Source organism: Streptosporangium sp. NPDC005286, assembly GCF_040607515.1.
In the GTDB taxonomy this organism is placed as follows: Bacteria; Actinomycetota; Actinomycetes; order Streptosporangiales; family Streptosporangiaceae; genus Streptosporangium.
This window is the reverse complement of the sequence record NZ_JBEXGU010000117.1, coordinates 1-23,795: the sequence shown is the minus strand read 5'-3', so window position 1 is coordinate 23,795 and position 23,795 is coordinate 1. Positions and strand designations below refer to the sequence as shown.

The 23,795-nt window shown below is 68.8% G+C and carries 23 protein-coding genes and 1 pseudogene; 10 read left to right on the top strand and 14 right to left on the bottom strand.

Going from position 1 to position 23,795, the window contains the following annotated elements; all coding sequences use genetic code 11:
* Positions 1–10: 10 nt before the first annotated feature.
* Genes ABZU75_RS32205 through ABZU75_RS32175 form a run of 7 tightly spaced genes read right to left on the bottom strand, consistent with a single transcriptional unit; the run spans position 11 to position 8,698 of the window.
* Entirely contained in the window at positions 11–1,411 is a 1,401-nt protein-coding gene (locus tag ABZU75_RS32205; RefSeq protein WP_355562431.1) for a helix-turn-helix domain-containing protein, read from the bottom strand.
* On the bottom strand, positions 1,356–2,789 hold the full coding sequence (locus ABZU75_RS32200; RefSeq protein ID WP_355562428.1) for an MFS transporter: 1,434 nt from the start codon (positions 2,787–2,789) through the stop codon (positions 1,356–1,358). Before ABZU75_RS32200 ends, ABZU75_RS32205 begins: the two co-directional genes overlap by 56 nt.
* A 23-nt stretch (positions 2,790–2,812) precedes the next feature.
* Positions 2,813–3,916: a GntG family PLP-dependent aldolase gene (locus ABZU75_RS32195; RefSeq protein WP_355562425.1), complete on the bottom strand. Its 1,104-nt coding sequence runs from the start codon at positions 3,914–3,916 to the stop codon at positions 2,813–2,815.
* Positions 3,917–3,964: 48 nt separating this feature from the next.
* A complete protein-coding gene (locus ABZU75_RS32190; protein WP_355562422.1) occupies positions 3,965–5,272 on the bottom strand; it encodes an ATP-grasp domain-containing protein in 1,308 nt (435 codons plus the stop codon).
* Positions 5,269–6,300: a cysteine synthase family protein gene (locus tag ABZU75_RS32185; protein ID WP_355562419.1), complete on the bottom strand. Its 1,032-nt coding sequence runs from the start codon at positions 6,298–6,300 to the stop codon at positions 5,269–5,271. Before ABZU75_RS32185 ends, ABZU75_RS32190 begins: the two co-directional genes overlap by 4 nt.
* On the bottom strand, positions 6,297–7,202 hold the full coding sequence (locus ABZU75_RS32180) for a hypothetical protein (protein ID WP_355562416.1): 906 nt from the start codon (positions 7,200–7,202) through the stop codon (positions 6,297–6,299). Before ABZU75_RS32180 ends, ABZU75_RS32185 begins: the two co-directional genes overlap by 4 nt.
* Complete coding sequence (locus ABZU75_RS32175; RefSeq protein ID WP_355562413.1) at positions 7,199–8,698, bottom strand: lyase family protein; 1,500 nt, start codon at positions 8,696–8,698, stop codon at positions 7,199–7,201. Before ABZU75_RS32175 ends, ABZU75_RS32180 begins: the two co-directional genes overlap by 4 nt.
* A 126-nt stretch (positions 8,699–8,824) precedes the next feature.
* Between ABZU75_RS32175 and ABZU75_RS32170 the strand changes: the two genes are divergently transcribed.
* Together ABZU75_RS32170 and ABZU75_RS32165 are read left to right on the top strand one after the other, a co-directional pair.
* Positions 8,825–9,559: a helix-turn-helix domain-containing protein gene (locus ABZU75_RS32170; RefSeq protein WP_355562411.1), complete on the top strand. Its 735-nt coding sequence runs from the start codon at positions 8,825–8,827 to the stop codon at positions 9,557–9,559.
* 7 nt (positions 9,560–9,566) lie between these two features.
* Entirely contained in the window at positions 9,567–10,223 is a 657-nt protein-coding gene (locus ABZU75_RS32165; RefSeq protein ID WP_355562408.1) for a response regulator transcription factor, read from the top strand.
* A 647-nt stretch (positions 10,224–10,870) separates the two neighbouring features.
* On the opposite strand, the gene ABZU75_RS32160 is transcribed toward ABZU75_RS32165, so the two are convergent.
* Together ABZU75_RS32160 and ABZU75_RS32155 are read right to left on the bottom strand one after the other, a co-directional pair.
* The gene (locus tag ABZU75_RS32160; protein WP_355562405.1) at positions 10,871–11,278 is read right to left on the bottom strand and encodes an ATP-binding protein; all 408 of its coding nucleotides are present in this window, start codon (positions 11,276–11,278) and stop codon (positions 10,871–10,873) included.
* Positions 11,275–11,568, bottom strand: coding sequence for a hypothetical protein (locus tag ABZU75_RS32155; RefSeq protein ID WP_355562402.1), 294 nt, complete (start codon positions 11,566–11,568; stop codon positions 11,275–11,277). The genes ABZU75_RS32160 and ABZU75_RS32155 overlap by 4 nt, the downstream gene beginning before the upstream one ends.
* A gap of 230 nt (positions 11,569–11,798) precedes the next feature.
* Between ABZU75_RS32155 and ABZU75_RS32150 the strand changes: the two genes are divergently transcribed.
* The 6 genes and pseudogenes from ABZU75_RS32150 to ABZU75_RS32125 all read left to right on the top strand — a co-directional run bounded on the left by ABZU75_RS32150 (position 11,799) and on the right by ABZU75_RS32125 (position 14,548).
* Positions 11,799–12,656, top strand: a complete 858-nt coding sequence (locus ABZU75_RS32150; RefSeq protein ID WP_355562399.1) for a helix-turn-helix transcriptional regulator — start codon at positions 11,799–11,801, stop codon at positions 12,654–12,656.
* Positions 12,657–12,675: 19 nt separating this feature from the next.
* Complete coding sequence (locus ABZU75_RS32145) at positions 12,676–12,894, top strand: DUF397 domain-containing protein (protein ID WP_355562396.1); 219 nt, start codon at positions 12,676–12,678, stop codon at positions 12,892–12,894.
* A gap of 45 nt (positions 12,895–12,939) precedes the next feature.
* Positions 12,940–13,245, top strand: coding sequence for a DUF397 domain-containing protein (locus ABZU75_RS32140; protein ID WP_355562393.1), 306 nt, complete (start codon positions 12,940–12,942; stop codon positions 13,243–13,245).
* Positions 13,246–13,475: 230 nt separating this feature from the next.
* On the top strand, positions 13,476–14,129 hold the full coding sequence (locus tag ABZU75_RS32135; RefSeq protein WP_355562390.1) for a DUF433 domain-containing protein: 654 nt from the start codon (positions 13,476–13,478) through the stop codon (positions 14,127–14,129).
* A pseudogene (locus ABZU75_RS32130) lies at positions 14,056–14,250 on the top strand (hypothetical protein); the annotation flags it as partial. The gene ABZU75_RS32135 and the pseudogene ABZU75_RS32130, both read left to right, overlap by 74 nt.
* A 124-nt stretch (positions 14,251–14,374) precedes the next feature.
* Positions 14,375–14,548, top strand: a complete 174-nt coding sequence (locus ABZU75_RS32125) for a hypothetical protein (protein WP_355562451.1) — start codon at positions 14,375–14,377, stop codon at positions 14,546–14,548.
* Positions 14,549–14,795: 247 nt separating this feature from the next.
* Here ABZU75_RS32125 and ABZU75_RS32120 read toward each other — a convergent pair whose 3' ends face one another.
* The 5 genes from ABZU75_RS32120 to ABZU75_RS32100 form a co-directional block, all read right to left on the bottom strand.
* Entirely contained in the window at positions 14,796–17,726 is a 2,931-nt protein-coding gene (locus tag ABZU75_RS32120; RefSeq protein ID WP_355562448.1) for a M20/M25/M40 family metallo-hydrolase, read from the bottom strand.
* 761 nt (positions 17,727–18,487) lie between these two features.
* The gene (locus tag ABZU75_RS32115) at positions 18,488–19,138 is read right to left on the bottom strand and encodes a 4'-phosphopantetheinyl transferase superfamily protein (RefSeq protein WP_355562387.1); all 651 of its coding nucleotides are present in this window, start codon (positions 19,136–19,138) and stop codon (positions 18,488–18,490) included.
* A complete protein-coding gene (locus tag ABZU75_RS32110) occupies positions 19,135–19,974 on the bottom strand; it encodes a metallophosphoesterase (protein WP_355562384.1) in 840 nt (279 codons plus the stop codon). The genes ABZU75_RS32115 and ABZU75_RS32110 overlap by 4 nt, the downstream gene beginning before the upstream one ends.
* A 246-nt stretch (positions 19,975–20,220) precedes the next feature.
* Complete coding sequence (locus tag ABZU75_RS32105) at positions 20,221–21,273, bottom strand: acyltransferase family protein (protein WP_355562381.1); 1,053 nt, start codon at positions 21,271–21,273, stop codon at positions 20,221–20,223.
* A 319-nt stretch (positions 21,274–21,592) separates the two neighbouring features.
* Positions 21,593–22,231 (bottom strand): TetR family transcriptional regulator, encoded by a 639-nt coding sequence (locus ABZU75_RS32100; protein WP_355562379.1) that lies wholly within the window; start codon positions 22,229–22,231, stop codon positions 21,593–21,595.
* Between the two features lie 252 nt (positions 22,232–22,483).
* On the opposite strand from ABZU75_RS32100, the gene ABZU75_RS32095 reads away from it, so the two are divergent.
* Together ABZU75_RS32095 and ABZU75_RS32090 are read left to right on the top strand one after the other, a co-directional pair.
* Entirely contained in the window at positions 22,484–23,590 is a 1,107-nt protein-coding gene (locus ABZU75_RS32095; RefSeq protein WP_355562376.1) for a M4 family metallopeptidase, read from the top strand.
* Between the two features lie 10 nt (positions 23,591–23,600).
* Positions 23,601–23,795 (top strand): protealysin inhibitor emfourin (locus ABZU75_RS32090; protein WP_355562373.1); only part of this gene is annotated, 195 nt, incomplete at its 3' end.

The following is a 23,795-nucleotide window of genomic DNA, read 5'->3' as shown; positions in this document are numbered from 1 at the left end:
GCCCTGGAGGCTACTTCGGCTGGAACCTTGACGCGCTCGACGACTGCCTACATGGCCGGTGGGCGGCGTATGGGTTGCCGGTAGCAGCGCGGGTGCGTAGTTCCTCCACCTGCCCCTGCTCTGCCAGCAAATCGACCAGCCGGAAGGCGGCGCCTGTGTCGCCGCTGTCGACGCGAGCACGTAGTTCCTCCACTCGCCCCTGCTCTGCCAGCAGATCGGCCAGGCAGCCGGCGGCGTGTGGGGCGCCGGTGTCGGCGCGGACGCGTAGTTCCTCTGCCCGCCCCTGCTCGACCAGCAGGCCGGACAGCCGTAAAGCGGCGATGTCGTCGCCGGTATCGGCGCGAGTGCGCAGGACCGTGATGGCCTCCTCTGCCCGCCCCTGCTCGACCAGCAGGCCGACCAGACTGGTAGCGGCGCTTTCGTCGCCCGCATCGGCGGTGTGCCGGTAGAGAGGTTCGGCGTAGCAGTACAGCAACCGATCCTGCGCGGCCCTACCGGTACTGGCCTGGTCGGCGGGGTCGGTCAGGTGCTCGCATAAGGCCCGCCAAGTCGCGCCGGGCACCTTCGTAGTGCGCCGCTGAGCCCCGGCGTGCTGTTGCAGGTAGTCGGCGACCAGGTAGCCCGAGGGGCGCCCCATCGTGCCGGGAGCGGCGACCGGGGCCAACGCCGCTGCGGCGCCGTGCAGCTCATCCAGCCACACCACCAGCCGCGACGGCGGGTCGGCGGCCGCCTGCCGGACGTGGTCGGCATCGGCCGGGTGCAGCAGCCACCACTGCGGCACCAAGGCGCGGATCGCCTCATAGGCGCAGCGGGTCTTACCCACCGATGAGGAGCCCACCAGCACCACCAGGCCACCCCGCTCGGCGGCCCGGCCAACCAAGGCACGTACCCCGCGCGGATCGGTGTCGGTGTCGCGTAGCACGTACACCGGCAGTTCACCTGTGGCGCCCGGGGCCTCGATCGCGGCATGGACTCCCAACAGGCGCGGATCGGCCTGCTCCACCCCGGCCAGCGCCGGCGCGACCGTCAGGGCGCGCTTCCGCGCCGACCGCCATGACCCCCGAGCCTCCTCGGGCACGCCGCAGGCGGTCAGGAACAGCTCCAGCGTCTCGGCTGACGGGCGCGTCTCACCGGACAGCAGGTCGCTGAGGGTGCTGGGCGCCAGCCGGGCGGGCCGCACCGCCTTGGCCAGTTCGGTCCCGGCCAGGCAATCGGCGGCCGCACTTCTGACGAACCCCCAGCGGTCGATCCGACCCGACCCACCGGCCGATGACCACGGGTGGGGAGCCGGACCATCCGTGCGTTTTACCGGATCAGGGTCTCCTGACCGTCGGCCGTGGTGTCGGACAGCCGCCTCATTCGCGGCTCGCGGCCCCGCGGTGGCCTCGTGCCGGACCCCCGGCCTCCCCACCGCGCAGGATGAGAGCCGCCGCGAGCAGGGAGAGTACGCAGGCGGACCAGAAGACGGCGGACAGGCCCGCCAGGGTGGCGAGCAGGCCGGCGGAGGCGGCGCCCAGCGGCATGGCGCCCATGCCGATCAGGCGGCAGGTGGCGTTCACCCGGCCGAGCAGACCCTCGGGGATGAGCCGCTGGCGCAGCGAGACGGAGACGACGTTGGTGACGGCGTTGGCCGCGCCGATGCCCGCGGCGGCGGGGAAGACCACCAGGGGAGAGGGGAGGAGGAGGGGCACCAGCAGCAGCAGAGCATTGAGCAGTGTGACGCCCACCAGGGCGCCGTTCTCGCCGGTCAGGCGGGTGAGTGAGCCGGAGAGCACCGAACCGGCCACCGCGCCGGCGGCCAGGGTCGCCGCCAGGAGGCCGTACTGGCCGGGGGTGAGTCCCACCCGGGAGCCGTCACCGACCACCCAGAGCACGAAGACCGCGAAGTAGGCGCCGTAGGCGAGGTTGAGCACGCCGGAGTACGCGGCCAGGCCGCGCAGGGCGCGGTGTCCCCACAGGTGGCGCATGCCGTCGGCGATGTCGGCGCGCAGCGCCTGGGCGGGGGCGGCCTCCGGGCGGAACCGGCCGCGCATGCCGAGCAGCAACAGCGCGCCGGCCGCGTACAGCAGGGCGGCCGTGCCGAACACGGCGGTGGTGGCGATGCCGACCAGCAGGCCCGCGAGCGGGGCGCCGAGGAAGTGGTTGCCGAGGGTCTGGGTGGCGACGAGCCGACCGTTGGCCGCGCCCAGCCGGTCGCCGGTCACGGTCATCGGCAGCGCCGACTGGGCCGAGGTGTCGGCGAACACCTCAGCGGCACCGGCGAGCAGCACCGCCGCCACCAGCACCGGCAGGCTCAGCAGGTCCAGCCAGGCGGCGGCGGCCGTCGCGGCCAGTACGGCGGCGCGGGACCAGCCCGCCAGGACCATGATCCGGCGCCGGTCGAGGCGGTCGGCGATCGCGCCCGCGTGCAGGGCCAGCAGCAGCCACGGCAGCGTCGTCGCGGCACTGACCAGCGCCACCTGCGCCGGTGAGCGAGTGAGGGAGACCGCGAGCAGGGGGACGCCGACGAGCAGGACGCCGTCGGCCAGGTTCGACAGGCCGGACGCCGCCCACAGGTGATGAAACGAGCGCCCCAGCCCCGGACGGCCCGCGTTTCCCCCGGCCCGCTGTTTCGGTGGTTCGTTTGCCGTGGCGCTCGTCGCCTGTGGTTCCGCAGGCCGGTCCCGGTCGGTGTCCGCTGTTCGCTGTTTCGGCGGTTTGCTCTCGGAGAGGTCCGCCGCTCCCCGTTCCGCGGGCCTGCCGGTGTCCGCTGTCCACTGTGCCGACGTGCTGTTTTCGTCCGTTCGCATGGTCTCCCCGCCCCGGTGGGTTCTCATCGGCCGGTGGGGGCGAGCAGTTCGGCGAAGACCCCGATCGCCCGGTCGACGGCGTCCGCGCTGACCCCCGCGTGGGTCACCGCCCGAATCCGCCCGTGCCCCAGCTCCTCCACCCGGACGCCTCTGCGCCGGGCCGCCGCGATGAACGACCGGGTGGTGTAGCGCTCGTCGCGTACCCGGAAGAAGACCATGTTCGTGATCGGCGGGCCGGGGTTCAGCCGTACGCCGGGCAGCCGTGCCAGTCCGCGGGCGAGGCGGGCGGCCTTCTCGTGGTCCTCGGCCAGCCTGCCGGTCATCTCGGTGAGGGCGATGATGCCGCAGGCCGCGATCATGCCGGCCTGCCGCATGCCGCCGCCGAGCATCTTCCGCATCCGCCTGGCCTGGGCGATGATCGCCCGGTCGCCCACCAGCACCGATCCGATCGGCGCGCACAGGCCCTTGGACAGGCAGACCTGCACGGTGTCGGCGTAGAAGGCGATCTCCGCGGGGGTGATGCCCAGCGCGACCGAGGCATTGAAGATGCGCGCCCCGTCCAGGTGCAGCGCCACGCCGTGCGAGCGGGTCAGCTGGGCCACCTCGGCGAGGTAGTCGAGCTGGAGCGGCAGGCCGCCGCACCGGTTCTGCGGCGTCTCCAGGCTGACCAGCGCCGGAGGGGCGATCTGCGGGTCGGTACGGTCGACGGTGCACGCCTCGGCGATGTCCTCCAGGCTGATCGTCCCGTCGGGCAGGTTGGCGAGCGGCTCGTAGACGATGCCGCCGCACATCGAGGCGCCCCCGGCCTCGTAGACGTACAGGTCGGACTCGTGGCCGACGATCGCCTTGCCGCCGCGCGGGCAGTGCGCGAGCAGCGCGGCGAGGTTGGCCATGGTGCCGCTCGGCATCAGGCAGCCCGCGGCCTTGCCGAGCAGGTTGGCCGCCAGCCGTTCCAGCTTGGCCACCGTCGGGTCCTCGCCGTAGACGTCGTCGCCCAGCGGTGCGTTCGCGGCGGCCTCCAGCATCGCGGGGGTGGGCAGCGTGAAGGTGTCGCTGCGCAGCTCGATCTCGCCGCCGTCGTCGTTCTCTCCGGCGACCAGGTGGGGGTTGTCCAGCACGCTCGTCATGGGATTTCCAATCGGGGGAGTTCTGAGTACGGAGGCCGGGGCGGAGATTCAGGAGAATGAGGTCCGGTACTCCTGGCGGGGGATCTCGATCGGCGGAAACTCGTGGAGCAGCACGGGCCGCAGGTGGCCGAGCGCGGTGTTCAGCGTCTCCTCCAGCTCGCGATGGCCGGACGCGTGCGCGATCACATAGCCCAGCCGGTCGTAGCTGCTGCGGGCCGGCCGCACCTCGGAACCCTGCGGCGCGGTGACGGCCACCGTGTCGACGCCCGGCACGGCACCGGCCTCCCGCATCCCGGCCACCTCCCGCAGGACGGCCTTCCCCCGCCCGGTCGCGGCGCGCTCCGGCGGCAGCAGGAAGGCGATCCCCGCCGGGGCGAACCGCTCGGGCAGCGGCAGCTGCTCCAGGTCGACCGCGGCCCGTAGGTGGGCGTCGAGCAGGTCGAAGCCACTCGCCCGCGCGATGACCTCGGGGATCATGCCCCCCGCGGGACGGGCGTTGATCTCCACGACGTACGCGTGGCCGTCGATGAGCTTCATCTCGATGTGGGTGGCACCGTGGGTGACACCGACGGCGGTCAGCGCGCGGAACGCGGTTTCGGCGAGGATTCGGGTCTCGTCCGCCGGCAGCGGCGCGGGGAAGACGTGCCCGCGCTCCACGAAGTGCGGCGGCGCCGTCACCTGCTTGGCGGTGACGCCGACACAGCGGTGCGACCCGCCGGAGCCGACCGTCTCGACGCTGTACTCGGGGCCTGCCAGATAGCCCTCGATCAGCGCGGTCCTCGCGGTGGCCTGGCCCCGTACGTTGACGGCGGCCGAGGTGATCCGGCGGCAGTGGGCCGCCACCTCCCCGGGCGTGTGACAGAGCACCACGCTCAGCGAGCCGGTGTCGTCGACGGGCTTGACGACGCAGGGCAGCGCGATCCGCGACAGCGCGATCACGACTCGGGTGTCGATGTCGTCGCAGGGGCCGACCAGTTCGAAGGCGGGGGAGGGCAGCCGGGCCGCGGCCAGGATCCGGCGGGTCCGCCCCTTGTCCCGGCAGGCGGCGACGGCCTCCGGTGGGTTGCCGGGCAGCCCGAGGTCGGCGGCCAGCCGGGCGACCGCGACGGTGTAGAACTCGCTGGTCGTGGTGACCCCGGCGATCTCCCCCAGGGCGCGGCGCAGCTCTGTCGCCAGGGTGGCGGGAGAGTCCGTGTCGCAGGTGGCGACCCGCACCCCGGTGGCCGCCAGCCCGGTGTAGCGGGCCGGGTCGGCGGTGGCCAGCACCGGGGTGAACCCCAGCGCGGCGGCCCTGGCGAAGGCCAGCATCCCGGAGCCGGTGGTGTTGGACTCGACGAAGACGAGGACGGGGTTCATGCGTACTCCAAGGACCGGCCGAGCGTCGCGTAGGACCAGGTCACGGCGGTGTCGGTGAGCTGGATCGGTTCGGGGGCGAGCGGCGGGCGCAGGTCGGTCAGGCCGTGCGCCGCCCGGTACTCGGCGCTGTAGATGGTGTTGACGTACCGGTCGCCCCGGTCGGGGAAGATCACCACCACCGACACGTCCGGGTCGAGCCGCGAGCCGAGCCAGCGCGCCACCTGGTAGGCGGAGCCGGAGCTGTTGCCCGCGAAGACCTTCTCGTGCGAGGCGAGCTCCAGGGTGGCGGCGAAGGCCTCCCGGTCCGACAGCCAGTGGACCTCGTCGATGACCGAGAAATCGACGTTGGCCGGAACCAGGCTGTTGCCCAGTCCGCTCTGCAACCGCTTCGGCACGTCGGGCTGGCCGAAGATGGCGCTGCCGACGGCGTCCACGGCGACCACCCGCAGTGCGGGGTTGGTCCGGCGCAGCGCCCGCGCCGTCCCGCACAGCGAGCCGCCGCTGCCCACCGCGCCCACCAGTACGTCGACCCGGCCGATCTCCGAGATCACCTCCTCGGCGAGGCGGTCGTAGGCGGCGGGGTTGGCCGGGTTGTCGTACTGCCTGGGCCAGAACGCGCCGGGGTTGGCGGCCAGTACGGCCCGCAGCCGCTCCAGCCTGGCGCTCTGCCAGCCGTTGCCGGTCATGGCGGGCACGATGTCCAGAGTGGCGCCCAGCGCCTCCAGCTTGGCCATGGTGATCGGGTCGATCCGGGGGTCGGTGACGATGTGCACCTCGTGGCCGAGGTACGTGCCGACCAGCGCGACCCCCATGGCCAGGGTGCCCGAGGAGCTCTCCACGATCAGGCCGCCGTCGGTCAGCACCCCCTCGGCCCTGGCGGTCAGGATCGCCTGCCTGGCGACGCGGTCCTTCATTCCGTACGGGTTGGCCAGCTCCAGCTTCGCGTGGACGGTCGCCCCGCCGGTCGCGCGCAGACGCATCAGTGGAGTACGGCCGATGGCGTCGATGGCGTCAGTTCTGAGTGTCATGTCCGGCTCGTGCTCCTACAGACGATGAGGGGCCGCCCCAGCCGCTCCAGCTCCGTGAGGGCGCGGGCCAGCCGGGGACCGTGCTCGGGATCGTGCCGGGCCAGCAGGATGCCCAGGCACGTACCGCTGTGACCGACGACCGTGCCGAGCCCGCCGACGTCGTGGCAGATCTCCTCCACCGCCGCCAGATGGGGTTTGGGGTTGAAGGTCTGGAACAGCCGTGCGCTGGCGGTGGCGACCTGGCCCACAGCGGCCAGGTCGTGGTCGCGTACGGCGTGGGTGAGCTGGTCGAGCAACTCGCCGTAGCGCACCGCCCAGTGGGCGGGAATCGGCTTCCTCGACCGGTTGAAGGCGACGGTGTCGACGCTCTCCCCGTCGTCGATCCCGGCGATGGTCAGCTGGGGGAGCGTGCCCATCCGCCGGTGCAGCCGCACCTGCCGGTGGAAGAACGCGGTGATCCCCGGATGCATGACCCCGTCGGACGGCTCGATCTCGGCCATCATCTGTTTCAGCAGCCGGTTGGGGAGCTTGAGGCGGAAGGCCGAGTCCACCGCGCGCGCGGTGGCGACCAGATCGGCGGTGGAGCTGGCCATGCCCTTGCCCTCGGGGAGCGCGCTGTTGAGCATCAGCCAGCCGCCGGTGTGCACCCCGTAGTGGGACATGATCCCGGCGGCGAGGCGCCGTGCCTTGTTCTTGTGCGGCGGTGAGACGATCACCTGGTCCAGCTGGGGATCGGGTTCGAAGGCGGCCTCCACGTACAGGTCCACGGGGAAGGTCACCAGGAAGTCCGTACCGGATCCCAGGATCCCCTGCAGGAGTTCGCCGAAGGTGCCTGGGGCACGTCCCCGGCCGACCCCTCCGCTGCGGCCGTCGCTCTCCCGGATCGGCATCTGGATGGTCATGTCAGCTCGCCCGCCTTCGTGCCGGTGGTGTGCTCCCAGGCGTCTCGCAGCCATCGGGACCGCTCGGCGGCTCCCCGGTCGACGGCGGCCAGCCGGTCGCCGACCTGCTCCAGGAGGAGACGGACCTGCTCGGGGCGGGTCGAGCCGGCGGTCTGCTTGCGCCACACGCCCGCCTCCGGATCCAGCAGCTCGCGTACCTCGTTCTCCGTGAGGGCCAGGGTGAAGCCGAGCCGTTCGCCCGCGGAGACCAGGTCCGGCGCCGAGAGCAGGCCGGGGGTGAGGGTGTCTGCGGGGCCGAGCCGCTCCAGGGCGGCCGAGATCCACGCGCCGACGAGCACCTGCGCGTCCCTGGCCGGCACGCCGTGCTCCAGGGTGAGGTGGTTGGCGACGGTCGAGGCGGCCATCAGCTCGTCCCGCACCACCCGGCGGGCCCGTTCCGGGTGGAACCGCACGTCCGTGACCACCCGTTCGAACAGCGCCAGCATCGTGTGGCAGGTCGTGAAGAGGTCCTCCAGGAAGCGGGTGCTCTCCTTGGAGACCTCCACGAGGTTGGTGTAGCCGGTGTTGCGCTGACCGATCATGAGGTCGTACGAGAGCCCGACCAGGTGGCCGCTCATCCCGCGGACCCGTTCCAGGATCGGGAAGTTGCGCTTGTGCGGCATCGCCGAGGAGATGCCGGCGAGCTCGTCCGGCAGGTCGATGAAGCGGCAGCTCGACCCGCTCCACCAGATCAGGTCGGTCAGGAAACGGCTCAGCGTGGTACCGAGCACCGACAGCTCCCCGGCCGTGCGCAGCACCCAGGAGCGGGAGGCGACCGAGGTCAGCGCGTGCGGCTGCGGGCCGTCGAAACCCAGCGCGACCGCGATCCGCCCCCGGTCCCACGGCAGCTCCAGACCGGCCATCGCCCCGGCGCCCAGCGGGCAGAGGTTGACCGCGTCGAACAGCGCCTGCAGCGACTCGGCGGCACCGGTCACCGCCTCGGCGAGCGCGGCCAGGTAGAAGCCGAAGGTCATGGTCTGCGCGGTCTGGTGCTGGGTGTACCCCGGCATGATCGACTCGGTGTGCCCGGCTGCGGTCTGCAGCGCGGCGCGGGCCAGCCGGCTCACCGCGGTCGCGGTCTCCAGCAGCCGTTCCCTGCCGAGCATGAGCTGGGCGCAGGCCTGAACGTCGTTGCGGCTGCGGTCGACGTGCCAGGCGTGCGCGCTCTCGGGTACGTGTGCCTGGACGCACCTCTCCAGGGCGAACAGCGGATCCGACATGGCCGCCGCGCGCTCGGCGCCGACCTGCTCGGGCGTCAGGTCCAGCACCGCCCGGCGGATCCGCTCGGCCGCGTCCCGGTCGAGCAGCCCCATGCGGGCGTACTCGCCGGTGTGGGTCAGCTCGATCCAGCGGTAGTGCCGCAGCAGGGTGCGCGTCTCCCAGTCGAACCGCTGGGTCAGGACCGCGTCGTCCAGTAGCGGCGCCGGGCCCCGTCGTATCCGTCCTGTCGGAAGCATGCATCTCACGCTGCCAGCGCGCATGCGGGGTGACCAGGAGGAATGACCGGCGATATCGCGGCGATATCCGACGATTACCGGCACTTCCTACGGTGACGGCATCTGGTCGTCACCGGGAGGGTTCACGTGAGGTCTGCACTGTTGTCCGACAGCCTGGGATTCGCTCAGCTGCTGCGCACCCATCGCGACAAGGCGCGGCTGACCCAGGAGGAGCTGGCCGAACGCGCCCGCCTGAGCGTGCGCACGCTGCGTGACCTTGAGCGGGGTCGCACCCGTTACCCGCACCGCACCTCGGTGCGTCGCCTGGCCGCCGCCCTTGAACTGACCGGTGAGGACCGGGTGACCTTCGAGGCGGCGCCGCCCCGCTCGCTCGGCGCTCCCGCCGTGGCGCCGCCTCCGGAGTGGGGCCTGCCCTCGGTGAGCGGCACCGTCGCGCTGAGCCGGCTCCCGCTGCTGCGGGAGGTCGAGGACACGGTGTCGGTCGCCTCCGGTGGCGGGGAACCCGCGCTGGTGACCGTCACGGGCCCGGCCGGAGTCGGCAAGACCACCCTCGCCGTCCAGTGCGCCCACGTGCTGCGCCAGCGGATGGCACTGGACGTGCTCTTCCTCGCCCTCGGCAGTGACCGGCGCGGCCCCGGCGAGCTGCGCACCGCCGTGCGGCAGGCGCGCATAGCTCGCATGACGTCCCCGGCCTCGGGCGGGCGGTGCCTGCTGCTGGTCGACGACGCCGACGGCGCGCGGGACACCGACCGCCTGCCGCCACTGCTGACGCTCGGCTTCACCGCCGTCGTCGTCACCGGCAGGGAACCGCTCGCGGGGCTCGTCCCGTCCCGGCACCTCGTCCTCGCACGCCTGAGGTGAGCGGGAGATGAACAGCCCGAACACCGACATCCGGGTCCTGATCTGCTACTCGGAGAGGCTGCTTCGCACCGCGCTGTGCTCGATCCTCGCCGCCGAACCGGGGCTGCGCGTCGTGGGAGACGCCGGTGACGGATTCGAGGCGGTCTCCAAGGCCCGCGGCCTGCGACCCGACGTGGCACTCGTCGACGAGCGGCTCACCGGCCTCGACGGCATCCAGGTCACCGAGCGGCTCCGTGCCGACTCCCTGGCCCCTCCGGTGCGGAGCGTCATCCTGACCGAGCAGCCGGAGAGCATGTTCGACGCGGTACGCGCCGGAGCCCGCGGCTTCCTGCTGCGCTCCAGCGACCAGGACGAGCTGGTGGGGGCGATCAGGGCCATCGCGCGGGGGGAGGCGTTCTTCGCGCCGCAGGTCGCCAGCAGTTTCCTGCGGCGGTTCGAGAACGGGCTGCCCTACCGCCCGCCCGAGGCCGTCAAGTCGCTCACCGAGCGCGAGCACGAGGTGCTGGTCCTGGTCGCCGACGGGCTGAACAACACCGAGATCGCGAGCAGGCTGTACGTGAGCCAGGCGACCGTCAAGTTCCACGTCTCCAATCTCCTGTGCAAGCTCAACCTCCGCGACCGCCTGCAGATGGCCGTCTTCGCGCACAAGGCCGGCGTCGTCTGACCCGCCCGCCGCGCACCGAGGAGAGACTGCGCGCGGTACAGCTGCCGCAGGGCGCGGCGGCAGGGCCGGAGGAGCGGCTGACCACCCATCTGGTCGTCGAGGCGGCGCCGCTGGCCCGCTACGACCGGCTGGCGGCGCTGGAACGGCTGGCGGACAAGGCGACCGCGACTGCTGGAGGAGTCCACTTACCTGTGCGGAGTCGTTCCCGGATCGAGGTGAGCAGAACCCACCGTCCACGCCCCGCAAGTTGGCCGCGGCCGGTGGATCACTTCGCTGCAGGCCCCACCGGGGCACCGTTCTCCGCAGGCCTGCCGTACCAGGCCATCAGGATGAAAAAGCCTCCTTCTATCAGGGGCTTCTTTATTTGTCGATCAGGTACCGCACACCACACCGCGCCCGTGACCTGCGACTTCAGGTTGAAAAAGGCTCAGTGGACTGACGAGCAACGATGCTTCTGCGTTGAGGCCGGGCCACAAGTGGCAGGAGCGAGCCAGTGGCTGGAGCTGTGGATATCGGGCGAGGGGAGGGGATTTCCAGCTGTCCTCCCAGGTGATCTCGCTCGCCGCCGAGAGCATCTGGGACGTCGTGGGCGCCTGCCTGAAATGGTTGCGGGCCACCATGGCCCGGGGGTGTGACCTTCGCAGCGGTCAGTTTCCGGCGAGTTGGAACCAGACCACCCGCCCGGCCGGGGTCTCGTACCAGCCCCAGGAGGTGGACAGTTCCTGGACCAGCCAGAGGCCGCGTCCGCCGCCGCTGTCGGGGGCGACGTCGGGGCAGATTCGGGGTGTCTGTCCGGTTGATCCGGCGTCGATGACGTCGATGTGGAGCGTTCCATTGTGGTTCGCGATGGCGACGGAGACCCGGCCGTCGGGGTGGCGGCCGGAGTCGGAGTGGCGTACCGCGTTGGTGAAGAGTTCGCTGACCAGCAGGAGCGCGTCGTCGGTCTGCTTGTGGTCGAGGCGGTCGAGCAGGTCGCGGACGTAGCGGCGGGCCAGCGGGACGGACTCCACCTCGGCGGGAAGGTCGGCCCGTCCCAGCGGCTCCGGCGCCCTCACCGTGTTACCTCCAGAAGTCGCTCCGCCGCCATCCGCATCCTGCTCCGGCCCCGCCGGTCGCCTTCGAGCCGGTCTCGGTCCGCTCGGGCGGAGGTCCGCTCCCAGGTGAACACCGAGGTACGGCCCCGCTGCGCGGTGGCGACCCTCGACCGTCCCGGCGGTACGAAGATCTCCACACTCGGCCGACGGTCGGGCGAGAGCCTGACCACGGAGTCGAACCCGAGATCGTTCAACTCCCAGGCCAACTCCAGCAACTCACCACCCCACTCTTGAAGATCACATATCTTCATCTCCTTGCCACCCCTTCGTCGGTCCTGAAGCTGTTCGGCGTTGGACGTGATGGGCTTGCGGCTTACGCGGAACGGGCTGCAAAGCCTGTGACTGCGACGTACCATCACTCTCAGTGAGTGAGCACGTGCTAAATCTGCACCTGCAAATCTGAACATGCAAGCGCTTTCGCACAACCAGTTAAAGATTCATTACGATGTGTGATCAAACAGGTGTCTTGGGAGGGAGACCCATGGCCAGCTTCTCGCCGACCGTCCGCCATCGACGATTGCTACAGGAGTTGCGACAGCTCCGCACTGCGGCCGGCCTCAAGCAGGAGGAAGTGGCTGATCATCTGAACTGGTCGACGTCGAGGATGACCAAAGTGGAAGGCGGGACGCTGCGGATCTCCGTCAACGACGTCCGTGCAATGTTGCAGCTCTATGGGCTCCGCGAGGGCGCCGGGTACGAAGCGCTCGTCCAGCTGGCAAAACAGGCGAAGGAGCGAGGGTGGTGGCATGCCTACAGCGATGTAATCCCGCAGTGGTTCCAGGTCTACGTAGGGCTGGAAGCGGAGGCGTCGTCACTCCGTAACTACGAACCCGAACTCGTTCATGGGCTCTTCCAGACCGAAGACTACGCTCGCGCCATCTACCGGGCAGCGCGGGTAACCGACGCACCCGACGAGATAGAGCGGCACGTCAGCCTGCGCATGGCGCGACAGGATGTCATCACCCGATCCGAGCATCCCATGAACTTCTGGGCGATCGTGAACGAGGCCGCTCTACGCCGCCGCGTCGGTGGTACCCGTGTCATGAAAGAACAGCTCCAGCGCCTGGCGGACATTTCGGTTCAGCCCAATGTGACCATCCAGGTCCTGCCGTATGCCATCGGCGCGCATGCGGCGATGCTCGGATCGTTCGCCATCCTGTCCTTCTCTGAGGGGGCGAGTGAAGTCGCCTATCTGGAGTACGTAACCGGAAGTCTCTATCTGGAGAAGGCTGAAGAGATTCGGGCATATACGCTGGCATATGACCACCTGCGTGCTTCGGCTCTCGATCCCCGGGATTCAATCGATATGATCACGAAGCTCGCAAAAGAAGATCTATAGGCGCTGAAAGGGGATCAAGGTGTCCCACGAAGAGCTATCTAGAGCGGTCTGGCGAAAGAGCAGCCGTAGTGGCGGGAACGGTGGCAGTTGTGTCGAAGTGGCCTCCTTGAACGGAGGACGCGTAGGTGTTCGTGACAGCAAGGATCGGAGCGGGCCAGCACTGATTTTCACCTCCACTGAGTGGCAGACCTTCATTAGCGGCATCAAAGGCGGTGAGTTTGACAATCCGGCCAGCTGATCACAATCGATGATCAGATTGGTTGTCCTTGCAAAGGGGGGCGAAATGTCCGCATTGGACCTATCTCGGGTAACGTGGCGAAAGAGCTCGCGCAGCGAGAACGGCCAAGACTGTGTTGAAGTCAGCGTCTGGCGGAAGAGCTCCCGCAGCGGTAATGGCTCGAACTGCGTCGAAGTCGCCCTCGCCGACAATGCCTCGGCCGAAGCCGAGCCCACAGCAGACGTCGAGCGCCTCTCCTTGGTCCGTGACTCCAAGAACCCCGAGGGGTCGGTGCTGGCCTTCACTCCTGGCGAGTGGGACGCCTTAATCACCGGCATCAAGCGCGGCTCTCTCGCGGACCCGGCCGTCTGACAGCCCGTCTTCCGTAACGGTTGTGGCGGTGGCGGCGACCGTTGAGGCATCGTCGGCTGCACCGCTGCTGAGAAGGAGTGGAGTGGGCGGAGATCCACCGCTACTCATCCCCGCTGCCGTAACCACGGCCATAGTGCGGGACGAGGTCGCATAGTGCCTGACCTGCTCGGCAAGATTTGCGATGATGGCCGGACAAGGATTCGGATCACGGAGTGTGAGGGGGTGAGGTGATGGCGTTCGATCCGAAACTGGCGGCGGCGCTGTCGGGCGCCACGCTCCGCCAGCTCGCCCACTGGCGTAAGACCGGCGTCAACCGTGGCGCGGTGCTGATCCCGGAGATCTCCAGCACCCGGCCGGTTCTCTACTCCTTTCGCGATGTGGTGGCGTTGCGAACCTGCGTCAAGCTGCGCAACGACGCCTCGCTGCAGAAGATCAGACGGGCGCTCGACACGCTCCGCGACGACCTGAAAGAACACGACCACCTCTCCTCGTACACCCTGGTCACTGACGGCAGCGGCATTTACCTGGCCGAGTCCGATCAGGCGGTCGACCTGGTGCGTAGAAAGGCCAACGTGGTCATCCACGAGATGGTCGATGTCCTGCAGTCGTTCTATCGCGACGGCAGGCACATCCCGCCGCTGCTGCGGCCTCGCGCGTATGTGACGGTGGATCCGGCGGTTCGTGGCGGGGTGCCGGTGATCGAGGGAACCCGTGTCCCCTATGACGAGGTCGCGGCCTTGCTCCGGGATGGGCTTCCCCCGGAGCGGATCTCTGAGTACTACCCGAGCGTCACCCCTACGGCGGCCCTGGATGCCGCCGACTTCGCCGACTACGTCAACAGCTACGATCCCCCCAAGGAATCACGTGAGGTTGCTGCTGGATGAGAACGTGTCCCGGCCGCTCCACCAGGCCATCACCGCCTTCGTTCTGGGTCATGAGATCGTCCATCTGCTGGATCTCGACCGCTGGTCCGGGACCCGGGACGAGAACCTCTATCCCCGGGCGGTGGCCGAGGGATTCCACGTCATCCTGACCAACGACGCCCGGCAGATGCAGCGCCCCCCGGGAGGTCGAGGCGATCGCCGCTTCCGGGCTGCACCGGATCGAATACCCACACAAGCACCCCGGCATGATCGCCACCGTCGCCGCCGGACTGCCCGCTGCCTTGAATCTCCTCACCGGGGCGGACGGGCAGCGCCTGGTGACCTTACGCGGCATCGACCCGACCCCGGCCAGTCGCCTGCGCGTCGTCGATCCCGCTGCCGCTCCGCCCAAGTACTGGCCGAAGCCGTCCCAGGAGTAACACTTTGATCGAATGGACCGATCCGTGGCGGAGTACGCATCTGTCATTTTTCATTGCGGTTGCCTGATCACTTCTGGGGGGGCAGGCTGGGCGTCGCTCCGGCGGGGCAGTCGGAGCGATTTTCGTGGACCCGGTGAAGGTTCGCACTATGCGGTCGGGGCCCACTCGGTGGCGAAGGTTTCCATCTGCTTGAGGACGAGGTCCACGGCCGCGCGTTCCTCGTCCGGCGGATTCCGGTTCACACGCGTCACACGATGGAGATCGACCGCACCTGGGTGTTGCCCTTGGTTTCGACGTATACCTTGTAATCGCCGACGGTGTAAGTGCCGGCAGCGTTGTTGTTGATGGTGAACGTGGCCGTCACAGGAGACTCGCTGCCGTCGATGTGGGTCTGCTTCACCGTGATGGTCAACTCGTTCTTGTTGCCCTTCAACTTCTTCACCACCGCCGACGGCTTGGCATCGATGACCGCGTTGGCGACTGTCACGTAGACCGCGTCGGGCGAAGAGAACTCCGCGTTCTTGTGCCCATCACCGAACAGGAAGAAGCCCCGTTGTTCGATGGCTCCGCGCCCGGGGAACGGATCTGGGTTTGAGGCCAAGTACGTCGGATTGACCGTGTACAGGTCCGTCTTGGAATCCGCGAGGATGGCCTGCACCCCGGCGTACGGGGCATCGGTGATCGCGAGGTTGACCGACAGGTAGATGGCGTCGGGGTTGTTGGCCGAGATGCGCGAGGAGAAGTACTTGTCCGCACTCTGCCCCGCAGGAACGGCCAGCGGCACAACCGCGTCGTCGACGAGAATGTTGAACTGGAAGTCGCCGTAGCCGCCGGCCACGAACTTCGCCCAAGCCGCGTCCGACATGTAGTCGGGGCGCTCCACCTTGAACTCCAAGCGCATCGGCGACACGTATGTGGTGTTCAGGTACTCGGTGTCGGTCAGGGGCAAGTAGACCCCTCCCGGGGCGTGCCCCAGCGCGAAAGCCGAGGCCGTCGGAGTCGAGTTGCCGCGCCCGTTCCACATCGGGATGTTGAACGAGGTGGCGCCGAGCAGGGCCTGGGTGCCCAACTGGCTCGTGCCGACAGCGGCCGACGCGTCCTTGTAGGTTCCGATCGTGACGTCGAGCAGGTCGAGGTCCGCCCGGTCGGAGTTCAGCCCCGGGATGCTTGCCCACATGAACTTGGCACCGGCGGGCCCGGAGTACTGGGCCATCTCCAGCATGCCATCGGCCATCATCTTGGTCATCTGCACTGCCGAGTCGACCTTCATCCGCTCGTTGGCCGTGTGCCACCAGCGCTCGTTACCCGGGATCACCGCGCCGAAGGCGGTCATCTTATTGCGGAAGTTGCTGGCCAGGGTGCCGCCGGTCGTGCCCTGCGGATAGACCACGTCCCTGAGGGAATATGGATCCGCAAACTTCTCCGGGTTGCGGTTGATCGAGGCTTGGTAGCTCCCGAACTGAAGAGCCGTCAGCGGGTTGTCGTGAGTGACGTACAACCCGGCGCCGACGGGCGAGCCGAGGTTGCCGATGGTGAACCCCTTCGCCTGGAAGGCGGCCGTGACCGCCGTCGTTGCCTGGCTGGAGTCAGTCGCGGTGACGTGCATGCTGCGCACATACATCGGCATGCTGAGGCTGCCGGAGGCGTCCGTGTAAAAGCTCGTCGGGGTCTCCGAATTGATGCCTCCCATGAGGGCAAAGGTCAGGTTCGGGGTGCCGTTGCTCGGGTTGCGCAACAGGCTCGCCGGGATGCCCATGTACTTGCCGATATAGGCTTCGCCTTCGACACCGTCGCGGAAGAACAGGTCGGCGATGCCGTCGGCGGCTTTCTTCAATTGCATGTCGGCGGCCGTGGTTCCCAGTGCGCCGAGTCCCTTGGAGAGGAGGAACATCCCCCACACGACGGCATTCTTGCCGTACTGCGGGGTCGGCATCTCCATCGCCACATCGGTGTTGATCTCCAGCGTGAGCGAGTCGCCGGTGATCATGGTCTGCACCTTGGGGGTGGTGCGGGGAGCAGCCGGGAGCCAACCCTTCGTGGTCGCGGCGGCGGTGATCGCCGCTACGAATCGGTCGCGCTCGGCGGAGCCGGCCCCCGCCACGTCGAGGGTGAAGATTGCCCGGGAGGCGATCTGCGTGGTGCTGCCGTAGGCGATGTCCTTGAGCGTCGGATCGCCTTCACGCAGGGTGACGCCGGCTGTGGCATCCGTCAGCCGGAAGGCCTTGGTGCTGTCTGCGGACAAGCTCATCGACACCGACGGGGTCACCGATCCGGAGTTGCCGACGATGACCGGGAACCGCGAGTCGGAGGTGTAGGCCGCGATCGGGACCTCCTCCCGGTTGAGGTTCTTGTAGGCCCAGTTGTCGTAGAAGCTCGGGTTCGAGTTGTACGGGATGGACTGGAAGGTGGCGGTGTTCGTCGTCGAGGGCGTGCCGGGACCGCCGTCTTCGTAGATTCCCATGACGATGCGGATGCGTCGGTCGAGGGGCAACCCCGCCTCGAGCAGCGCCTTGGCCGCGAGCAGCGTCGCCAGCGTCGGGCCGCTGTCGTCCTGTACGCCCGCCCCGTAGACCCAGCCGTCCTGGACATAGGGCGAGTGGTACGCACCAGGAGTGCCGAGGTTGCCATCGGCGTTCCGCCAGCGCGCCAGCTGGGCTGGCGAAACGGAAGCCGTCGGCGAGTCGAGGTGGCTCAACGCCATGACCATCTCCGGGGCGTCCGGGTCACCGATCTCCGCGTAGACGTACTTGTCGGGCTGGCGTTGGACGACCACCGGGAAACCCAGGTCGGTGGCCAGCTTGACCACCCAGGCGAGCTTGGCGACCTTGCGGTCGTACTCGTTCTGGTTGGCTTCGGTGTTGCTGACCGGGAAGGGGTACGCCGTCGCGGCCGTGCCGCCTCGGGAGATGGAGTCGTAGCTCGACCCGTCCAGCATCGCCCCGATCAGACTGAGCGGGTCGTAGGTGCCGTCCCCCGCCCGCGCGCTGTTGACGCGTCCAGCCAACGCCTCGACTTCCGCGTGGATCGCGTCGCGCTCGGCGTCGGTCACCGACAGATCGTAGGTGACACTCGGCTGGAAGCGCTCCTCGCCGAAGCTGGTCGCGGACGCGTTAGCCACTACACCCATGGACAGGAGCAATGACATGCCAAGTGTCAGTGCAAGAGGCTTCTTCCGCATCACCGTGATCTCCCTGAATGGTCAGACCCAAAAAACGTAGGATGATCTTCGTTGTACGCGAGACCCTTTCAGGCTCTTCCCAAGCTTGTCAATGAGGTGATCTCGTGCGCCCAGTAGAACTGGAGGTGGAGCCGTGACATAGCGGCTGATCTGCATGTTCGTAAGCTCGTCGTCGCTTGCCGGTGTGAGTCCGGTCCGGGTAGCTGCCAGGAGGCCCGGTAGCAGGCCGGCGGCTTCGTCTGGAAACGGGCGGGGTCGAAGCCCAGCGTCAAAAGCCCTGTAAGGGGGAGCGACGATGCGGTCCGTAGCATGACGCGAAGCCTGCGGCGTCGTTACTCAGCCGTCTTCGGACGGGACAAGGGAGAGCCGAGCCCCTCGAGATCGGGGTGAAGGCCATGGAAGCGGCGAAGAGCCTGGGAATTGCAGCCGCGAAGAACTCCCCGGCGTATGGGGCGCGGAACGTATCGATAGTGACGGCGGGAACTGGGGAGGCCCTCCCCGGCCCGGTGACCCGCGGAAGGTGTTACCGGAGCGTGGCGTCCTATAACCGGTCGACGCCGGGAAGTGGATTGCCGGCCGGGTGGGCGTCGGAGGCGGTCGTAGTACTGCTTGAGCCGACCGGACAACATAACCGGTGGTGAGGGAAGGGCCGCTACTTCGTCGATGCATATTGAGGTGGAGGAGGGGCTCGGTGAGTGCCGTTTTGGCTATTCCCGCCGCCGTGGGGCTGCGTGTTCCGCGTGATCCGGTCCGCGCCTTGGTCAGGGCGCCGGCCGGTCCGGTACGGCGATGGAGGTCACCACCAGGCCGTCGGCCACCAGCCAGCGGCCGGTGAAGCCGGTCAGTTCCCGGCCCGCCACCAGGGGGCCGGGGACGAGCAGGCGGGCGGTGAACGTACCGGACGGGTCGAAGGTGAGACGGGCCTCCTCGAAGCCGAGCCAGCGCCTGGCCAGCGGGAACCATGCCTTGTAGACGCTCTCCTTGGCGCTGAACAGCAGCCGGTCCCAGTGCACGCCGCCGTCGAGCCGCGCGATCGCCGCCCGCTCCTCGTCCAGGGAGACCGCGTCCAGGACGCCGTCGGGGAGCGGCTCGTGGGGTTCGGCGTCGATGCCGACGGTCAGCGCGTCACGGGAGACGGCAGCGGCGCGATACCCGGCACAATGGGTGATGGCGCCCACCACCCCGCCGGGCCATCCCGGAGCGCCGCGCTCGCCGGGCAGGATCGGCGCCGGCGGCAGCCCGATGCGGGCCAGGGCCTGGCGGGCGCAGTGGCGCGCGGTGGTGAACTCGCGTCGCCGCTTGTCCACCGCGCGGGCGATGACCGCCTCCTCCTCGGGGAACAGCGTCACGCCCGGCGGGTCGTCGAAGGATTCCGCGCTCGCCACCCACGGCGGCAGGATCTTCTCGATCATGCGACGGGCGGCGGGCTGGGCAGGATGCGCCGTAGTCGGCCGGGCGGGGTGGAGCGGGGACGCCATTCGCGCGGGTAGCCCAACGAGACCTCCTCGAAGCGGACCCCGTCGTGCCAGGTGGTCCGGGGGATGTGCAGGTGACCGTAGACGACGGTGGCGGCGTCGAAGCGCAGGTGCCAGTCGGCGGTGCGCTCGGTGCCGCACCAGATCGCGAACTCCGGGTGGCGCAGGATCAGGGTGGGCTCGCGCACCAGCGGATAGTGGTTGACCAGCACCGTCGGCACGCCGGGCGGCCTGGCCTCCAGGCGTTGCTCGGTCTCGGCGATCCTGTCCTCGCACCACGCGTCCCTGGTCGGATACGGGTCGGGGTGCAGCAGCATCTCGTCGGTGCAGACCACGCCCTTGTCGTACGCGCGGGCCAGCGCCTCCTCCTTCGTCGCCACGCCGGGCATCCGGAAGGTGTAGTCGTACAGCACGAACAGCGGGGCGACGGTGACCGGGCCACCGGGCCCACTCCAGGTCGGGTACGGGTCCTCCGGCGTGACCACCCCCAGGTTCCGGCACACCTCGACCAGGTGCCGGTAGCGCTCCTCGCCGCGCAGCCGGACGGGGTCGCTGGGATGGGTCCACAGCTCGTGGTTGCCGGGCGCCCAGACCACCTTCTCGAACCGGTCGGCGAGCAGTCCCAGGGCCCACGCGACGTCGGAGACCTTCTCCGAGACGTCCCCGGCGACCAGCAGCCAGTCGGAGGCGGAGGTGGGCCGCAACTCCTCGACGATGCGCCGGTTCTCCTGGTAGCCGATGTGCAGGTCGCTGATGGCCAGCAGTGACGTCATGTGCGTGTTGTCCCCCGCGAACCGGCGCCTTCCATCGGCGCCCCCGGTGTTCCCTCGTCCTCAAGCATCGCCGCCTCCGTCCTGCCCGCTTCCCGGGCGCGGTCACGAATCTGTGATCGCCGAGCAAAAGAACCTTCTCACGATCACGCCCGGAGGCGCACTCCACCCTGCCTCGTCACCGCCGGCCGGAGCGCGAGCGCACACGATGGCGGTCCGCCTCCAGCGGTGGTCCTTCTCGCCGGGCGATCACTTCAGGCCGAACAGGATCCTGATCGGCGGGATTCTGCGGATGACGTCGTAGGTCGCGATGCTCAGGAAGAGGGAGACGAGCATGATGAGCAGGAAGGGGACGATACCCCGATCGGTGACCTGTAGAACGTGATAGCCGACGATGACCAGGTAGGTCTGGTGCAGGATGTAGACCGGGAAAGCAGCCGGATTGAAGTAGGAAACCAGCCTCGATCTCCGGTCGAGATACCGTTTTCCGTATCCGAGTATCGCCAGCAGGCTCACCCAGTACGTGAGGAAGTGCCAGATCGTGAAGACCATCCCCGACTGGCCGCCGATGGTGAATATCTCCAGAAGGATGCCGGCGCTTCCGACGACGGCGGTGCCGAGATGGATCCTCCGGTGCTTCTCGATCGCGGTGGTGATCCTGTCGTCCGTCGCCATGAAGAAGCCAAGGATGAAATAGGCGGCGTAGACGAAGATGTTCTTGCCGCTGATGTCGGGCAGGGCGGACAGGAGGGCCAGGCCGGCGAACGGCAGTACGACGAGGACCGGGTTGCCGAGCCAGGCCGGAGAGTAGTGGTTCCTGATCGCCGCGGCCATCACCGGTAGCAGGGCGATCGATATGAGGAACAGGAACAGGATGAACCAGAGATGCGCCGGTGAGATCCCGCCCGCGTACTCCGACCAGTCGGAGAAGTCGGTGAAGTAGTTTTTCAGGAAGTCCAGATAGCTTTCCCGCTGGTCGCCGTGGAACCGCTTCGCGAAATAGGCCTGCGGAGGAACGATGACCAGGACGCCGAAGACGAACGGCACCATCAGTCGCAGATGACGTTCCTTCAGATAGTTTTTCGTGGATCTGTTCCGCAGCGCGTGCAGGCTGGACATGCCCGAGAGGAGGAAGAGCAATGGCATGAACCAGAACGATAAATGCACGAGAATCGATGGGAAAGTGCTCACCGCGCCCTTGATGTAGAACGGTGATATGTCATCGAATATGCGTGCCGTGTGGTAGGGGAACAGAAAAAGGATCGCACCGTTTCTCAACCAGTCGATATAGTTTTTCCGCATGATGATGGGATCCTCGGTCGATGGATGGACGGTCGCCCGGGGTGTCGCGCCGGGACGTCCCGGGCGGCCGCGTTCGCTGTCAGAAGGTCGCGCGGGGGTGGCCGCTCAGAAGGCCTCGCGCGCGAAGAAGGCCGCTCGGGCGGCATGGGGTGGGAGGTTTCGCGCCCAGCCGGAAGCCGCTCGGGCGGCATGGTCACGGCTCGCGGCGCGGCGCCGTGAGCCCCCCGCTGCGCCTCCGGCTCGCGTGGGGGCGGTGACATGGCAGGCCACCGTGCGCCCGCCGGGGCGTGGCCGCGGGTGGCGGCGGGTGGCGGGGGTGTCAGTCTTCCGGCGGAAGGGCGATCAATCCGGCGAGTACGGTGGAAAGGGCCTGCTCCATCAGGTCGGCGCTGATCGCCTCGGGGTCGGCGAGGTGCTCCATCGACAGGCCGTTGCTCAGGCAGTGCAGGATCAACGCGGCCAGCTCGGGGGCGACGGCCATCTTGATGCCGCCGCGTTCGGTGATCCTGGCGATCGAGCGGGCCGCTGTCTCTCGCTGGGCGCGGCGCAGCGGGGTTACGATCTTCCGGGTCTGCTCGTCACGGGCGGCGCGGGCCGCGAATTCCAGTCCGAGCTGCCCTCGTTCGGTGTCGTCGGCGATTCGCCGTGCTACCAGCCGGGCGGCTCGGCCGGCCGCCGCCGCCGGGGTGTCGGTGTCGGCGACCTCACCCATCACCGTGGCGTACTCGCTGTCGGCGCGCTCACGCAGGATGGCTCCGAAGAGCTCCTGCTTACTGCCGAAGTTCGAGTAGACGGCGCCCTTGGTGAAGCCGGCGGCGTGGGCGATGTCCTCCAGCTTGCTGTCGGTGTAGCCGCGCTCGGCGAAGACCTGCGCGGCCGCGGTCAGCAACCGGCGGCGCACCTCCTCGCGCGGTGTGCGCGGGATCGGCTCCGGCGTACGCCTCTCGGTGTCCGTCATGTCGACCAACGTAGCATACTCATAGGTATCGAGTACTCATGGGTATCGAAATTGAGAGGCTGGTGGGGCGGGACGGAAAAGGAGTGGTGACGGATCGCGGGAGCGTGGACCAGTGAAGGACCCCGTTACGGCTCCGGGGAGGATGGAGTGCCGCTTCGCGGGTTCAACCACTCCGAACCAGGCGTTCCTAACTTCGCGGGTGAGTATGGCGATACTCGTGCGCTCACCAAGAACGGTGATGATTCTTGGCGTATGACTACCTTCGACAGCATGCCAGCGTGCTGCATCGCGCCCCCCGACCTGCTCGAGGCGGTCGCCGAGCAGGGCACCCCCGAGGAGCGGGAGGCGGCGCTCCGGACCCTGACCGCATCGGAGACCTCCCGGGCGCAGCGCGCGTCGGTCACCGGCGCGCTGAGCCGGCTCACCCTCACCATCGCCGACGTGGCGCCCGCCCCCGGCATGGTACGTACCGTCTACGACGCGGAGAACGGCGGCGACTTCGACCTTCCCGGGAAGAAGAGGCGGGGGGAGGGCGATCCGCCGTTCGGTGACGCGGCGGTCGACGAGGCGTACGACGGGGCGGGGGCCACCTACGACTTCTACCGGACCGTCTTCGGGCGCGACAGCATCGACGGGCGGGGGCTGGAGATCGTCTCCTCGGTCCACTACGGGAACGAGTACGACAACGCCGCCTGGATCGGCTTCCAGATGATCTACGGTGACGGCAGCGGGCAGATCTTCAACAAGGGGTCCCTCACCAAGGCCGTGGACATCGTCGCCCACGAACTTACTCACGGCATCACCCAGTTCACCGCGCACCTGGTCTACAGCAAGCAGTCCGGGGCGCTCAACGAGTCGTTCTCCGACGTCTTCGGGTCCCTCGTCAAGCAGTACGGCCTCGGGCAGAGCGCGGAGCAGGCCGACTGGCTGATCGGCGAGGGCATCCTGGGCAGCGCCCTGCGTGGGACGGCCCTGCGGTCGCTGAAGGCGCCGGGGACCGCCTGGTCGACCCCCACGGGCGGCCGTGACCGCCAGCCCGCGCACATGCGCGACTACCTGGACCTGCCCGACGACGGCAACCCCGCCAACGACCACGGAGGCGTCCACCTCAACTCCGGCATCCCCAACCACGCCTTCTACCTCGCCGCCACCGCCATCGGCGGCAACGCCTGGGAACGCGCCGGCCGGATCTGGTACGTCACCCTCACCGAGCGGCTCCGGCCGCGCTCCGACTTCCGGCAGGCCGCGGAGGCGACGGTGGAGGTGGCGGGGGAACTGTTCGGCGCCGACGGCGACGAGCAGCGCAAGGTACGCGCCGCCTGGCAACAGGTCGGGGTTCTCCAGGCGGGGCCGGTTTAGGATTGTGCCCATGAAAGTGTCGATCGTCCGGGGTGGCGGCATCGCCGGTCTGGTCACGACCACCACGGTCGACTCGGCGTCGCTGGCGCCGCAGCAGGTCGCCGAGCTGCGCTCCAGGGTGAACCAGCGCAGTGATCATCGCGCGCAGGCGCTGGCTCCAAGGACGGTTCGGGTCCACGTCGGCGACGAGCGCCGCGAGCAGGTG

Excerpts from the sequence above, each read along its gene's own strand:
- ABZU75_RS32200 (WP_355562428.1), bottom strand. The coding sequence starts at position 2,789 with ATGCGAACGGACGAAAACAGCACGTCGGCACAGTGGACAGCGGACACC.
- ABZU75_RS32185 (WP_355562419.1), bottom strand. The coding sequence starts at position 6,300 with ATGACACTCAGAACTGACGCCATCGACGCCATCGGCCGTACTCCACTG.
- ABZU75_RS32125 (WP_355562451.1), top strand. The coding sequence starts at position 14,375 with ATGATCGCCACCGTCGCCGCCGGACTGCCCGCTGCCTTGAATCTCCTC.
- ABZU75_RS32115 (WP_355562387.1), bottom strand. The coding sequence starts at position 19,138 with ATGATCGAGAAGATCCTGCCGCCGTGGGTGGCGAGCGCGGAATCCTTC.
- ABZU75_RS32120 (WP_355562448.1), bottom strand. The coding sequence starts at position 17,726 with ATGCGGAAGAAGCCTCTTGCACTGACACTTGGCATGTCATTGCTCCTG.
- ABZU75_RS32195 (WP_355562425.1), bottom strand. The coding sequence starts at position 3,916 with ATGACGAGCGTGCTGGACAACCCCCACCTGGTCGCCGGAGAGAACGAC.
- ABZU75_RS32100 (WP_355562379.1), bottom strand. The coding sequence starts at position 22,231 with ATGACGGACACCGAGAGGCGTACGCCGGAGCCGATCCCGCGCACACCG.
- ABZU75_RS32095 (WP_355562376.1), top strand. The coding sequence starts at position 22,484 with ATGACTACCTTCGACAGCATGCCAGCGTGCTGCATCGCGCCCCCCGAC.
- ABZU75_RS32190 (WP_355562422.1), bottom strand. The coding sequence starts at position 5,272 with ATGAACCCCGTCCTCGTCTTCGTCGAGTCCAACACCACCGGCTCCGGG.
- ABZU75_RS32155 (WP_355562402.1), bottom strand. The coding sequence starts at position 11,568 with ATGAAGATATGTGATCTTCAAGAGTGGGGTGGTGAGTTGCTGGAGTTG.
- ABZU75_RS32150 (WP_355562399.1), top strand. The coding sequence starts at position 11,799 with ATGGCCAGCTTCTCGCCGACCGTCCGCCATCGACGATTGCTACAGGAG.
- ABZU75_RS32175 (WP_355562413.1), bottom strand. The coding sequence starts at position 8,698 with ATGCTTCCGACAGGACGGATACGACGGGGCCCGGCGCCGCTACTGGAC.
- ABZU75_RS32140 (WP_355562393.1), top strand. The coding sequence starts at position 12,940 with ATGTCCGCATTGGACCTATCTCGGGTAACGTGGCGAAAGAGCTCGCGC.
- ABZU75_RS32135 (WP_355562390.1), top strand. The coding sequence starts at position 13,476 with ATGGCGTTCGATCCGAAACTGGCGGCGGCGCTGTCGGGCGCCACGCTC.
- ABZU75_RS32105 (WP_355562381.1), bottom strand. The coding sequence starts at position 21,273 with ATGCGGAAAAACTATATCGACTGGTTGAGAAACGGTGCGATCCTTTTT.
- ABZU75_RS32110 (WP_355562384.1), bottom strand. The coding sequence starts at position 19,974 with ATGACGTCACTGCTGGCCATCAGCGACCTGCACATCGGCTACCAGGAG.
- ABZU75_RS32165 (WP_355562408.1), top strand. The coding sequence starts at position 9,567 with ATGAACAGCCCGAACACCGACATCCGGGTCCTGATCTGCTACTCGGAG.
- ABZU75_RS32180 (WP_355562416.1), bottom strand. The coding sequence starts at position 7,202 with ATGACCATCCAGATGCCGATCCGGGAGAGCGACGGCCGCAGCGGAGGG.